The organism is Corallibacter vietnamensis (assembly GCF_039537875.1).
Lineage (GTDB): Bacteria > Bacteroidota > Bacteroidia > Flavobacteriales > Flavobacteriaceae > Corallibacter > Corallibacter vietnamensis.
In genome coordinates this window covers 1,454,306-1,468,723 of the sequence record NZ_BAABBI010000001.1, presented here as the reverse complement: position 1 = coordinate 1,468,723, position 14,418 = coordinate 1,454,306, and the positions used below count along the sequence as shown (strand labels likewise).

At 34.5% G+C, this 14,418-nt stretch carries 13 protein-coding genes; 10 read left to right on the top strand and 3 right to left on the bottom strand.

Annotated elements, in window-relative coordinates:
* Positions 1-62: 62 nt before the first annotated feature.
* The 4 genes from ABD690_RS06700 to ABD690_RS06685 all read left to right on the top strand — a co-directional run bounded on the left by ABD690_RS06700 (position 63) and on the right by ABD690_RS06685 (position 4,111).
* The gene (locus ABD690_RS06700; RefSeq protein ID WP_344728591.1) at positions 63-1,085 is read left to right on the top strand and encodes an SRPBCC family protein; all 1,023 of its coding nucleotides are present in this window, start codon (positions 63-65) and stop codon (positions 1,083-1,085) included.
* Entirely contained in the window at positions 1,086-1,451 is a 366-nt protein-coding gene (crcB, locus tag ABD690_RS06695; RefSeq protein WP_344728589.1) for a fluoride efflux transporter CrcB, read from the top strand.
* Positions 1,452-1,531: 80 nt separating this feature from the next.
* A complete protein-coding gene (locus ABD690_RS06690) occupies positions 1,532-2,632 on the top strand; it encodes a right-handed parallel beta-helix repeat-containing protein (protein ID WP_344728587.1) in 1,101 nt (366 codons plus the stop codon).
* A gap of 21 nt (positions 2,633-2,653) precedes the next feature.
* Positions 2,654-4,111 (top strand): T9SS type A sorting domain-containing protein, encoded by a 1,458-nt coding sequence (locus ABD690_RS06685; RefSeq protein ID WP_344728585.1) that lies wholly within the window; start codon positions 2,654-2,656, stop codon positions 4,109-4,111.
* Between the two features lie 54 nt (positions 4,112-4,165).
* Here the strand turns inward: ABD690_RS06685 and ABD690_RS06680 are convergent, their stop codons facing one another.
* On the bottom strand, positions 4,166-4,765 hold the full coding sequence (locus ABD690_RS06680; RefSeq protein ID WP_344728583.1) for a DUF1684 domain-containing protein: 600 nt from the start codon (positions 4,763-4,765) through the stop codon (positions 4,166-4,168).
* 236 nt (positions 4,766-5,001) lie between these two features.
* Here ABD690_RS06680 and ABD690_RS06675 point away from each other — a divergent pair, with 236 nt between their 5' ends.
* Genes ABD690_RS06675 through ABD690_RS06665 form a run of 3 tightly spaced genes read left to right on the top strand, consistent with a single transcriptional unit; the run spans position 5,002 to position 7,735 of the window.
* Entirely contained in the window at positions 5,002-6,240 is a 1,239-nt protein-coding gene (locus ABD690_RS06675) for an MFS transporter (protein ID WP_344728581.1), read from the top strand.
* Between the two features lie 2 nt (positions 6,241-6,242).
* Complete coding sequence (locus tag ABD690_RS06670; RefSeq protein ID WP_344728579.1) at positions 6,243-7,211, top strand: YpdA family putative bacillithiol disulfide reductase; 969 nt, start codon at positions 6,243-6,245, stop codon at positions 7,209-7,211.
* Between the two features lie 11 nt (positions 7,212-7,222).
* The gene (locus ABD690_RS06665) at positions 7,223-7,735 is read left to right on the top strand and encodes a hypothetical protein (protein WP_344728577.1); all 513 of its coding nucleotides are present in this window, start codon (positions 7,223-7,225) and stop codon (positions 7,733-7,735) included.
* Here ABD690_RS06665 and ABD690_RS06660 read toward each other — a convergent pair.
* Complete coding sequence (locus tag ABD690_RS06660) at positions 7,727-8,170, bottom strand: Lrp/AsnC family transcriptional regulator (RefSeq protein ID WP_344728575.1); 444 nt, start codon at positions 8,168-8,170, stop codon at positions 7,727-7,729. The genes ABD690_RS06665 and ABD690_RS06660 overlap by 9 nt on opposite strands.
* A 116-nt stretch (positions 8,171-8,286) precedes the next feature.
* On the opposite strand from ABD690_RS06660, the gene ABD690_RS06655 reads away from it, so the two are divergent.
* The 3 genes from ABD690_RS06655 to ABD690_RS06645 all read left to right on the top strand — a co-directional run bounded on the left by ABD690_RS06655 (position 8,287) and on the right by ABD690_RS06645 (position 10,505).
* Complete coding sequence (locus tag ABD690_RS06655) at positions 8,287-8,682, top strand: hypothetical protein (protein WP_344728573.1); 396 nt, start codon at positions 8,287-8,289, stop codon at positions 8,680-8,682.
* A 96-nt stretch (positions 8,683-8,778) separates the two neighbouring features.
* Positions 8,779-10,023 (top strand): hypothetical protein, encoded by a 1,245-nt coding sequence (locus tag ABD690_RS06650; protein ID WP_344728571.1) that lies wholly within the window; start codon positions 8,779-8,781, stop codon positions 10,021-10,023.
* A gap of 167 nt (positions 10,024-10,190) precedes the next feature.
* A complete protein-coding gene (locus ABD690_RS06645; protein ID WP_344728569.1) occupies positions 10,191-10,505 on the top strand; it encodes a CRISPR-associated endonuclease Cas1 in 315 nt (104 codons plus the stop codon).
* Positions 10,506-10,883: 378 nt separating this feature from the next.
* Here ABD690_RS06645 and ABD690_RS06640 read toward each other — a convergent pair whose 3' ends face one another.
* Positions 10,884-14,327: a methylmalonyl-CoA mutase family protein gene (locus ABD690_RS06640; RefSeq protein WP_344728567.1), complete on the bottom strand. Its 3,444-nt coding sequence runs from the start codon at positions 14,325-14,327 to the stop codon at positions 10,884-10,886.
* Between the last annotated feature and the right edge of the window lie 91 nt (positions 14,328-14,418).

Sequence of the window (14,418 nt, the reverse complement as noted above, 5' to 3'; positions counted from 1 at the left end):
ACATATATAAAAGATAGTTTAAAATTGATTATCTTTGATTATACAACCTTTAACCAAAAAAAATGAAAGTTTTTAAATACCTTCTATTCTTATTGTTAATCATAGTTATTGGATTATCTGTATACATTGCTGTTCAACCTAACAGTTTTGAGGTAAAAAGAGAACGTACTATCAATGCTCCTAATGCCGTGATTTATAATAATGTTATTGATTTTAAAAACTGGGAAGCTTGGTCTTCTTGGGTTGAAAAAGATTCTACAACAAAAATTACATTAAGCGAAAAAACCAAAGGGATTGGCGGAGCCTATTCATGGACAGACAAAGACGGAAAAGGCGCTATGAAAACAATTGCCACAACTCCATACACATCCATAGATCAAGAGTTACAATTTGGAGATTATGAGCCATCAAAAATACATTGGGAATTCTCTCCTACTTCTGACGGCAATACTAATGTTACTTGGAAAATGAATAGTGACAATGTCCCATTTATGTTCAAAGCATTTGCTTTAGTTTCTGGCGGATTTGATAATATGATTGGCCCTGATTTTGAAAGAGGTTTAGAAAAATTAGATAGTATTGTTACCGAATCTATGAAAGTATACTCAATAAAAACCAAAGGTACTACCACACATAGTGGTGGATTTTACATATACAATACGACATCTTGTAAAATAAGCGATTTAGAAAATAAAATGCAGGAAATGCTACCTGAAGTTATTGCTTACGCTAAAAAGAACAATATAAGCATTGCTGGAGCTCCTTTTGTATATTATCATAAATGGGATGAGACCAATAACGCAGTTATGTTCTCTTGTTGTGTTCCTACTACAGCGCAAGTAATCACTACCGAAAGTGATATTCTTACAGGACAATTAGAACCTTTTAAAGCTGTAAAAACAACTCTTAAAGGTGATTACTCTAATTTAAAAGAAGCATGGGACAAAACCATGAATTACATTACAAAAAATGCTTTTGAATTTTCTGAAAATGGCCCTATGCTAGAAACCTATATAACAGAACCTACAAATGAACCTAATCCTGCAAACTGGGTTACAGATATATACATTGCCATAAAAGAATAAATGAAAAATATTATACTCGTATTTATTGGTGGTGGTTTAGGCAGTGTATTACGGTTTGTTTTAGGCAAATTCCTTAATAGCTCTGAAACAGGAATTCCTTATGGCACGTTTGCCGCAAATATTTTAGGTAGTTTACTTATTGGTATTATTTTAGGGCTTGCTGCAAAAAATAATACTCTCTCTCAAGGTAGCACACTTCTATTAGCTACTGGATTTTGTGGAGGCTTCACCACATTTTCAACCTTTGCGTATGAAAATCATGTGTTTTTAAAATCTGGAGACTTTGCTAGTTTTGCCATTTATACTATTAGCAGTTTCATTTTAGGTTTCCTAGCAGTATTTTTTGGCATGTTCCTCACTAAATAAAAATATACGACATTCTACGTATGTTTTAGCATTCAATTAATTAGGATTTTTGAACCATTAATCAATAAAACCTAGTTATGATGAAAAATTTATTATGCCTTGTAGCCTTATTTATTATAAGCTACACCCAAGCTCAAAACATTTTTATTGTTGACAACGACCCTGTTATTGACACATCTCCTGCTCATATGTTTAACAACATTACTGATGCGATTGCTGCCGCAAATAACGGAGATATTATTTACGTACAACCGTCTTTAACAAGTTATGGAGCTGTTACTATCAACAAAGAAATTACTCTTTTTGGTTCAGGTTATGCACCAGAATTAAACGATGGTAGAAGAACCGAATTATCCAGCGTAAGAATTGATGCTGATAACATTAAAATTAGTGGGTTTTACATCAGTACTTACATTACTTACAACTCAAGCACATCTACATCTGATAATATCATTATTGAAGATAACTTTGTTAACCAAACTATTTTTGTAGGCTCTACAAATGCTGGTCATGCCACTACCAACAACAACTGGATTATTAGAGGGAATATCATTAATTACGGTATTACACTACATGCAGACCCAACAAAATGTGTAAACACCGTAATTACCAATAACCATATTACACTATTAAATGGTAGCACTTCAGCATCCTATGCCTTACGCTATTTTAATGACACAACCATTTTTAACAATAACGTTGTTAGAATTAACCATACTTGGGGAAACACAAATATTTTCCCAAACATGACTGGTGATGTTACTGCTTTCAATAATATATTTATCTCAAACGGAATAAACACTTTATTTACACCAACTACAGGCAGAACACTAACTCTTAACAACTCTATTAGCTACATGTCAACTGGCGGAACACTTTCACTTGCAATGCCTGGAACAGGTAATTTTGACAACCAAAATCCATTTTTTACCAGTGTAGCATCATCGGCTTTTGATATGGCTCCTGAAGATGATTTCACGCTTTCTCCAAGTTCAGTTGGGCTTAACGCTGGTTCTGACGGAAACGACATAGGTATTTACAATGGCGATTATGATTTTGATATGCGTGGTTACCCAACCGAATTACCATACTTAACAAGCTTTACTATCAGCAACAACTTAATTGAAGCTGGTGAAAACATCAACGTAAACGTAAAGGCAAATGCTAATAAGTCTAATTAATAATCAAAAAATAAACTGATTATGAAACGACTTATTCACATAACTTTTTTGCTTACCGCTTACCTATCGTTTGCTCAAGGTGATATTTCTGAAATAGAATATTACTTTGACACCGATCCAGGTATTGGCAATGGCACAAGTATAAATATTGACCCATATGCTGAAGTACTTAATCAAAACTTCAGTATTCCTACAACAGGATTATCTGCTGGCAACCACAAGCTATTTGTACGCGCTGTAAAAGATGATGGCAGCACTAGCTATTACTATTCGCAAAGCTTTAGTGTTAAAGCAGCTAATGCAACGTTTAATACAGCAAATATTGATGGTTTTGAATATTATGTTGATACAGATCCTGGTATTGGCAACGGCACACAATTATCTGTAGCTGCTATGGAGACTATTGACCAATCGTTCAATATTCCAACAGCTGCTTTAAGTTCTGGTAGTCATAAATTATTCATTAGAGCAAAAAATAATGATGGAACTTATGGCGCATATGATAATGTAGCTTTTAGTATTAATCATAGTCCTGCTGTATTTAACAATTATGATATTACAGCTGCTGAATACTATTTTGGTACTGACCCAGGAACTGGAAATGCAACAGCAATTACAATACCTACAGGCGAAACCCTGGATGAGAATTTAGCATTTCTTACAAACACATTACCGCAAGGTAGCCATAGAGCCTTTGTAAGAGTAAAAAATGCAAACGATGTATGGTCTTTATATGACCATATAGTATTTTCTGTTGTACCACTAGCAGAGATTAATATAGCAGATATTAACAGTATAGAATATTATTTTGACGCTGATCCTGGTATAGGTTTAGGCAATCAAGTAACAATCACTGATACTGAAACCGTAGACCAAAATCTTGCTATTCCTACAACAGGTTTACCTACAGGAAGCCACAGATTATTTATACGTGTTGGTAACACTGCTGGCAACTACAGTGTTTACACACATACGGTATTTTCTGTAAGAACACCTACGTTTTTCAATAACGCATCTATTGTAGCTGCTGAATATTTTATTGACGTAGACCCAGGAGAAAGCAACGGAAACCCAATCACAACATCTGGTGATAGTATTGACGAAAATGTTATTGTGGCTACATCTGGTAGTTTAGCTCAAGGTGATCATTATCTGTATATAAGAGTACAAAATGCAAATGGCACTTGGTCACTTTACGATAAGCAATACTTTGAAGTAAGTGGTACGTTAGGCATTGCTTCAAACATATTGACAGAAACTAAAATTTATCCAATCCCGTCTTCTGATTTTATAAACATTGCAACACCAAATAACGCAGAAATAAAATCTGCTCAATTAGTAGATATTCAAGGAAAAGTCGTGCTTTCTATAAATCAAAATATAAATAGAATAAACATTACATCGTTACAGCAAGGTGTGTATTTATTACAAATTATTACAAACGCTGGCAGTCTTTCAAAGCGTGTTATTAAGAATTAAGTTTTTTAATTTAGATAGTTGGTTTAGCGTCTAATACTCTTGTTAGGCGCTTTTCTATTTTTTAAAATTCTTAATACCTGCTTCTACTTTTGTTGCTATATAATTTGCTCTGGGTACAATAGGACAAGAATACTTTTCATTATATACACAATACGGGTTATAAGCTTCATTAAAGTTTATGGCTAACTTATCATCTTCTGGCATCCTGCATTCTACATAGCGTCCGCCTCCATAAGTACTATCTCCGTTAGTATCATCTAAAAAAGGTAAAAACAAATAGTCTTCATAACCCTTTTCGTGCATCAATTCTAAATCTTGGTAAATATTAAGCTGAAAAGTCTGCCCTTTTAAATCAAAAGTAACAATACCGTATTGCTTAAACAGCGGCATTCTATCTGTCGTTGTTTTCATTTTAAATGGCTCTGTATTTGGTGTACGTTCCAAATCAGCCAACACAACATAGGTTGAATCTACTTCAAAAAAATCCAAGCTCTTAAAAGATTTTCTATCTTTCTCTTTTAACGGTGATTTTGAAGCATCTTTAAAATCACTATTCATTTTTTTTTGCCATTCAGTAGCACCTAAAATAGGATGTTTACCATCTGAACATCCCAAAACTAAAATCAGTATAAAAAAACTTAATATGTGTTTCATGTTACTTTTTTTGCTTTTCAAAAATACAACATTAAAGTTTTTTGTGTAGTTTTGATTTATCAAATAAAAATACCATGCGTCATACAGTCTCAATTTTGAAAAAGCAATATACCTCTTGCAAGACAAAGAGTTGGGCGTATTATGTATTAAACTGATGTTAATATAATTTTTATCAATATACTAAAGCCCGACGATATCGTCGGGCTTTTTATTTTTAGTCTATCAATCAAAAAATCATGAAATCATTACTTAAAAACTACCTGAACACATTCTCCGGACTTTCTCAAGAAGTTTGGTGGCTGGCTTTAATCACATTGATAAATAGAGCTGGAACAATGGTAATTCCTTTTTTATCACTTTATCTAATTACTGATCTTAATTTTAGCATGAGTGATGTTGGCTGGGTTATGTCTGCTTTTGGTGTTGGTTCTGTACTAGGTTCTTGGCTTGGAGGAAAACTTACAGACAAAATAGGGTTTTACAAAGTAATGGTGTTTAGCCTTATAGCTACTGGATTTTTATTTATAGGATTACAATACCTAAAAACATTTCAACTTATCTGTTTAGGGATTTTCATTGTTATGACTGTTGCAGACATGTTTCGTCCTGCAATGTTTGTTGCCTTAAACACTTATAGCAAAGCTGAAAATAAAACGCGTTCTCTTACGCTTATTAGGCTTGCTATTAATCTTGGCTTTTCAGCTGGACCTGCTATTGGCGGACTCATCATAACATCTATGAGTTATGACGGCCTCTTTTGGGTTGATGGTATTACGTGTATTGCTGCTGGAGTTTTACTAACAAACGTACTAAACCCTAAAAAAGTAAAAGTATTAGATAGCTACAAGAATCTTAATCCTAAATCTGCTTATACAGATGTTCCTTTTATAATATTTGCTATAGCCATGGTATTGTTTGGTGTTGTTTTCTTACAATACTTTTCTACCATGCCTATTTATTATAAAGAACGTCATTTTCTTACAGAATTTGAAATAGGCGTTTTATTAGGACTCAACGGATTTGTTATTTTTATACTAGAAATGCCACTTATTAAGTGGTTAGAAAATTCAAAATACACCAAAACAGGATTAATGACTTTTGGTGCTATATTAACAGGCTTAAGTTTTATAATTTTAAATATATTTTCTTGGTCTGGTGTTTTAATTATTGGTATGATGCTTATGACTGTTGGAGAAATGATAACATTTCCTTTTTCAAATGCATTTGCATTAGAAAGAGCAAAACGAGGCTCACAAGGCGAGTACATGGCTTTATATAGTATTGCCTTTTCTCTTTCTCATATTTTCGGACACAATGCTGGGTTACAAATGAGTGGCACTATTGGGTTTGATAATACTTGGATAGTAATTACATTACTTGCCTTGATATGTGTATTTTTATTAATGATTTTAAAACACGCTCTTAAAACTGAAAAAAGAAAACAATTATCTCAAACAAGAAACCCTATAGTTTAAACATGAACAATCAAACAGACATCGTTATAGTTGGAGCCGGTCCTATTGGTATTGCGTGTGCACTAGAATGTAAAAAAAGAAACTGGAATTATATTGTGCTTGAAAAAGGCGCCTTAACCAACTCGCTGTTTAATTACCCATTAAACATGACGTTTTTTTCAACATCAGAGCGACTTGAAATAGATCAAATTCCTTTCATTAGCAACAATCCAAAACCAAACCGCGATGAAGCTTTAGAATATTACCGCCGTGTTGCTGTATCAAACAATTTAAACATTAACTTGTACGAAACGGTAACCAGCATAAATAAAGACAACAATACATTTACAGTAACCTCATCAAAAAAAACTTATCATACAAAAAAAGTTATCATAGCAACTGGGTTTTATGATATCCCAAACCTGATGAAAGTTCCTGGAGAAAACCTACCTAAAGTTAGCCATTATTACAAAGAAGCGCATCCGTTTAGTATGCAGCATGTAATAGTAGTTGGCGCTAGTAATTCATCTGTTGATGCCGCACTAGAAATTTGGAGAAAAGGCGGTCATGTTACTATGGTAATTCGTGGAAACAGCATAGGTGAGCGTGTTAAATATTGGGTTAAACCAGATATTATAAATCGCATTGAAGAAGGAAGTATAACAGCATATTATAATTCTGAAATTACGGATATAAAAACTGACAATGTAACAATAAAAACACCTAACGGATTAAAAACATTAAAAAACGATTATGTTGTTGCTTTAACAGGATACCAACCCAACTTTCAGTTTTTAGAAAACATCGGAATCACAACTTCTAATGATGGTAAACAAATACCAACTCATAATCCGGAGACTATGGAAACAAACATTAAAGGCCTATATCTTGCTGGTGTAATTTGTGGTGGCATGGAAACCCACAAATGGTTTATTGAAAACTCTAGAATTCACGCAAAACAAATTACCAAGCATTTAGAAAGCCAACTTTAAACACAATTATTATGAGCAAACCTTGGGAGCATTTACCTATATACAAAAAGGCTGACGAAATAAGAACACTTGTTGACTCTGTTGTTGAAATAACCATAGAATCTATTATGAACTATAGCACAGAAGAAGAAGGAAAAATGATTGACGATAGTATAAACTATCTCGTTGACAACTCAATTCTTATACCGGCAAAAATTGCCGAAGCATCTCATGATGACGCACTGTATGACCAACAAATGGAAAGCGCTACACTCATCAGAAAAGCTGCTAAAGAACTACTTGCTGATGCTAGAACACTTCAAGATTTCGGGTTTAAAGAAACAGAGTATCTAGATGTATTACGTACCGAGATTGAAACCTTTAGAGTTCTTTTTTTAGAATGGATTGACACCTTTGATCCTTGGAACTATGTGTCCGATAATTGGGGCCTTTTTAATCCACCTAATATTGACTTTGATGATGATGATCTTGACGACGACGACTTACCTTTTGATTTTGACGACAGCGATGATGATTTATTTTAATGGCTTTATCGGATTGTTTTTTACAACACGAGATAATACTATCTGGGTTTTGGTTTCCCCATAAACTATAAGCTGATCTATAAATGCTTCTAAATGCTTTTGATTTTTTAGCACCACTTCCATCACTATATTTTCATTACCTGTAATCCTATAACAATTTACTACTTCATCATACGTTTTTACCTTTTCTAAAAAAGGCTTTAGTTTTCCCATAAACGCTCGCAATGTAATTAAAGCTTTTAATTGGTAACCCGCCTCAAAAGGTGATACCGAAGTGTGATAATCCTGAATAACACCAAGATCTTCCATTTTTTTAATACGCTCTGACACAGCTGGAGAACTAATGCCCACACGCCTTCCTATTTCGGCATTAGACAAACGCGCATGGCTTTGTAAAAGCTTTAAAATTTTCCAATTTAAAGAATCTATACTCATTTAAAGTAAAAACAAAAAATTAATTAATAATTAAACCAAATATACATATTTACCTTAATTATTAAAGCAAAATATCAAAACTTGTCACTATTTTTGATAAAATTGCTATAAAAAATATGTTACCTCATTTGCCACAAAATTTATCAGAACTGCCTATATATCAAAAGGCTATGGATATTTTTATCCTATCCCGAAGTATTTCTACATACCTAAATCAAGATTTGTCTTATTTACACCCTAATGGGCATGAAGATAGCCACATCTATTTCTCTGGAGATATTGTGCAACAGTCTGTTTCTTTAGCTCCTGAAATTTTAAAAGCTGAACAAGCTCGACATTCTGATAAAAAACATAAACATGTCGCCTCTTTAAGAAAACTTACAAACCGCTTGTATTCAAATTGTAGGCGCCTTGAAAAATGTAATAGCAACGGTAAAGATTACATCCCATTATTGCGTCGTGAAATCAGAGCTTTTAAAAAACTGCAACATACTTGGACACTTACACTGTAAGTAATTCATAAACACATACGCTTTCTCCAAAATCGCTGTAAAAATAGCCTTGTCTTTTGTATTTTAGCACTTTACATTAAAAAGTATTAATGTTTTATGGCAAAGCTGTGGCTTATAATTTTCTTTTTTATTGGTAACATCTTGATATTTAGTCAGGACAACAAGCGCTACCCGCCTAGTATTGATGTAAATACTGTAACTTGGAAACCTTACAATCAACCCACAAAAGAGCCCAGCAGCTATCTGAAATATTTTACTGAAGATTGTGTAAACGTCATCCGCATAGGCGATCAAAAAGCATTTGGAGAAACAGGTCAACAAGTTGGTCATAATTATGCCACAAACGCTGTTTGGAATAGCGATGGGTCATTATTAAAACTTAATGTAAAGCCTGCTAAAATCCTTTATGATAGTAATTATACTGTTGCCTACACACGTAACCTTCCTAGCTGGTCTTGTTGGTCGTATACAAATCCGTATATCATGTATGGAACACAAAACGGCAACCAATTTGTTAGTTATAATGTTACCAATGATAAGCGAACAGTTTTGCATACATTTCACAACTACACAAAGTTATCAATTGGGAAAGGTGAAGGTCGTCAAGACAGGTCAGACACTCTTATTTGTTTAGTTGCTGAAGATCAAAATGACGTTGGACATCTGATTGTTTATAACATAAAAACCAATACCGTTATAGCTACAAAAAATATTGGTGATAGCTCTGATTTAGACTGGGCGTCTGTAAGCCCATTAGGAAATTACGTTATCGCCGCTTGGCATAAAAATGGAACAGGCAAAAAAGAAGGATACCGTATTTTTAATAGCAATTTAACTAACGAAAAACACCTTTATACCGAAACACAACATAGCGATATAGGCATTGATGTAAATGGTGATGAAGTCCTTGTGGCTATTGGTAACAAAACAGTCTGGAAAACCAACCACTATATAGCAATGATACGTCTTAAAGACGGCTTATTAAAACCTTTATTTTATGACGAACCTACAAAACCTAGAGGTATTTGGGGCGGTTGGGTAAGCTGTCAAAACACCAAACGTGATGGTTGGGCATACATTAGTGAAGACAGAGCTTCTGATGATGTTATGGCCAATGAAATATTTGCTATAAAACTCGACTACTCAAACAATAACATTGTACAGCGATTTGGCAAACATCACTCTGATAAACACAATAGCAAAAACGCCTATTATCATGGCGCTAGAGCCTGCGTAAATCCTGATGGAACAAAAATATGTTTTGATAGTAATTACGGAGACAGCGTTTTAAAAACCTGGGAACATGCTCCTGCTTGGATTATGGAATACCCGCAGGAATAAACAAATAGCTAAAAACAAAGACTGAAATTATACGCTTATAATCCGTTTCTTTATATAATACACATATTAACCTCGTAACAAAACAACCTAAAATACAACCTTTTAGCTATTTAATTTTACATACTTTAAGAATTTTCTTAACTAGAGTTTTTAAAACACTGTATTAAATGTTAAAAAAATCAATTCTTATTGAAAGGAAAAGTAAAGTAACAAGTAAGCACTCTCAACTAATTATAAAAAATGATTTTAGAGAAGCCACTATCCCTATTGAAGATATTGGATTTATTGTAATTGACAATCCAGCAACCTACGTAAGTATTACAGCTTTTAATTTACTAGTAAATAATAATGCTGCTGTTATAATATGCAATACGCAACATTTACCCAACGGCATGTTTTTAAACTTAAACAGCCACCACATACAGCAAGAAATTTTTAAAAACAACTGCATCAATCTACTATGCAGCATGCCATCCTTATAACCTACAAAAAAGGGATAATAGTGCGCTTAAAAAAACTTATTTACCTGCGAAGCTTCCCCAAATTTACTATTATTCTCATGTACACAAACCATACGCGGACTTTTCTTTATCGCTTCCCGAGTAAAGCCATCTCCAGCTTCTCGCGCTTTAGGTTTTCCTCTTAGAAAATAAAAATTAATACCCCCAAAGTGCTCTCAAAAAATATAATACCTCGTTGTTTTTGCCATAACATCAATAAAAAATAGGCACATAAGTCAATTTTAGGTTGTATTCACACTAACTATATGCCGACTTTATACCGACTTAAATCTAGGTTAACTCCATAAAAAATCCCGAGCAAATACTCGGGATTCTTATAGCTTAAGGTGTAAAAACACACTACATATTACGTCTATACTGTCCGCCTACTTCAAATAAAGCTTCAGTAATTTGCCCTAAAGAACACACTTTACAAACATCCATTAAGGCTTCAAAAATGTTTTCGTTATTAATCGCTTTATGCTGAAGCGCTTTTAGCAATTCCTTGGTATCATTACTCTTATGTAAATTCTCAAGAGTTTGTATTTGGTATTGCTTCTCCTCTTCTGTAGCTCTTATAACTTCAGCAGGCTGTACCGTTGGTGATCCTTTACTACTCAAGAAGGTGTTTACACCAATAATTGGAAAATCACCATTGTGCTTTAAAGTTTCATAATACAAGCTTTCCTCCTGAATTTTACTACGTTGGTACATGGTTTCCATAGCACCAAGTACACCACCACGTTCAGTAATTCTATCAAACTCTAGTAATACCGCTTCTTCAACCAAATCGGTAAGCTCTTCTATAATAAACGACCCTTGTATTGGGTTTTCGTTTTTAGCAAGTCCTAACTCCTTATTAATAATCAACTGAATAGCCATTGCGCGACGCACACTCTCTTCGGTTGGCGTAGTAATTGCTTCGTCATACGCATTTGTATGCAACGAGTTACAGTTATCATAAATAGCATATAATGCTTGAAGTGTCGTACGAATATCGTTAAAGTCAATTTCTTGGGCATGCAAACTACGACCCGAAGTTTGTATATGGTATTTCAACATCTGTGCTCTTGGGTTGGCACCATACTTATGCTTTAAGGCTTTTGCCCAAATTTTACGTGCCACACGACCAATAACAGCATATTCAGGATCGATACCGTTAGAGAAAAAGAACGATAAGTTTGGACCGAATTTATTGATATCCATTCCTCGGCTTAAGTAATATTCTACATAAGTGAAACCGTTAGATAAAGTCAATGCCAATTGCGTAATAGGGTTGGCTCCTGCTTCTGCAATATGATACCCAGAAATAGACACCGAATAGAAGTTACGCACATTATTTTCAATAAAATACTCTTGTACATCTCCCATTAAACGCAGTGCAAATTCCGTAGAGAAAATACAGGTATTTTGCGCTTGATCTTCTTTTAAAATATCAGCTTGTACAGTACCACGAACTTGTGCAATGGTACGTGTTTTTATATCATGGTAAACATCCTGTGGCAATACTTGATCACCAGTAACGCCCAATAAAAACAAGCCTAAACCATCATTTCCTTCTGGTAGCTCACCATTATATTTAGGACGCTCTACGCCTTTTTCCTTGTATATTTTGGCAATCTTTGCTTCAACTTCTTTCTCTAGACCGTTTTCTTTGATGTAAAGCTCACATTGTTGATCTATAGCAGCATTCATAAAGAACCCTAACAACATTGGCGCAGGACCATTAATAGTCATACTTACCGAAGTCATCACATCTGCTAGGTTAAAACCAGAATAAAGTTTTTTAGCATCGTCCAAACAGCATATAGATACACCTGCGTTTCCTATTTTACCATAAATATCCGGACGTAAGTCTGGATCATTACCGTAAAGTGTTACACTATCAAAAGCTGTTGATAGTCGTTTTGCTGGCATACCTTGACTCACATAATGAAAACGTTTGTTGGTACGCTCTGGACCACCTTCTCCTGCAAACATACGCGCAGGATCTTCTCCTGTTCGTTTAAAAGGATACAGTCCTGATGTATACGGAAACTCTCCAGGTACATTCTCTTGAAGTGTCCATCGTAAAATATCGCCCCAAGCTTGATACTTTGGCAAAGCGACTTTTGGAATTTGTGTATGTGATAAAGACTCGGTATGCGTGTCTATTTTAATTTCTTTGTCTCTTACTTTAAATGTGTAAACAGGGTTCTTGTATTTGTTGACCTTCTCATTCCAACCTATTACAACTTCCCAGTTATAAGGATCTAAATTCATTTTCACACGGTCAAACTCTTTGATTAATAAGTCTAAAAACGCTTTATCGTTATCACTCTTAACCAATTCAAGAATCCCATCCTGATTAATGCCTTTGTTATCTAAAAATGCGTATTCCTTTTCGTTTGAAATTCCTGCTACCGAACCAATAGTTTTATAAATACCATATAGTTTTTGAGCTACCTCAACTTGCTCGTTAGCAGTTTTATCATACGCACGATTGTTTTCTGCAATCTCTGATAAATAACGTGTTCTGTTTGGTGGAATTACAAAGATTTTCTCACTCATTTCTTTTGAAATTTCAAAAGTTGAGTTCAGGTCAGCATCCGTTTTTTCAACGACCTTATCCATTATCGCTTTGTAAAGCGTGTTCATTCCTGGATCGTTAAACTGCGAAGCAATCGTTCCAAAAACAGGTAAATCATCTTGATTAGTATCCCACAATTGGTGGTTACGCATGTACTGTTTTTTTACATCGCGAAGCGCATCCAATGCACCACGCTTATCAAATTTGTTAATCGCAACCAAGTCTGCAAAGTCTAACATATCAATTTTTTCCAACTGTGTAGCTGCACCAAATTCTGGTGTCATCACATATAAGGACACATCACTATGCTCTAAAATTTCAGTATCACTTTGCCCAATACCAGAGGTTTCTAAAATGATGATGTCATATTTAGCAGCTTTCAACACTTCAACAGCTTCATTAACATATTTTGACAAGGCTAAATTAGATTGACGCGTTGCCAAACTACGCATGTATACACGTGGTGAATTAATAGCATTCATACGAATTCTATCACCTAAAAGCGCGCCACCTGTTTTACGTTTTGATGGATCAACCGAAACAATACCTATGGTTTTTTCTGGGAAGTCGATTAAAAAACGACGCACCAACTCATCTACCAAACTAGATTTTCCGGCGCCACCAGTTCCTGTAATTCCTAATACAGGCGTTTTAGACGTTTTATTTTTCTCATGAATGTCATCTAAAGCTTCTTTAGCTACTTCTGGAAAATTTTCAGCAGATGAAATCACACGTGCAATAGCTTTTGGATTTTTCTCTTCTAAAGTCGCTACTTCACCATTAAGTTGATCACCAATAGCAAAGTCTGATTGTTGTACTAAATCATTAATCATCCCTTGAAGTCCCATTTCACGACCATCATCAGGCGAGTAGATTCTGGAAATGCCATAATCCATTAATTCCTTAATCTCTGAAGGAAGAATAACGCCGCCGCCGCCGCCAAAGATTTTAATATGTCCAGCACCACGCTCTTTAAGTAAGTCATACATGTATTTAAAATACTCATTATGACCACCTTGATATGATGTTAAACAGATGGCATTGGCATCTTCTTGAATGGCTGTGTTTACAACTTCTTCAACACTTCTGTCATGCCCAAGATGAATAACCTCAACGCCAGTAGATTGAATAATACGACGCATTATATTTATTGAGGCATCATGGCCATCAAACAGCGATGCTGCGGTTACAATTCTTACTTTGTACTTTGGTTTATAAGGTGCTACTTGCTTCATTGATAAAAAATTCAAATTTTAAGAGTTGCAAATTTACGGAATATTCAAAAATATTATTGTATTATTTAAAAATGATTAACGCTTTAGTTTA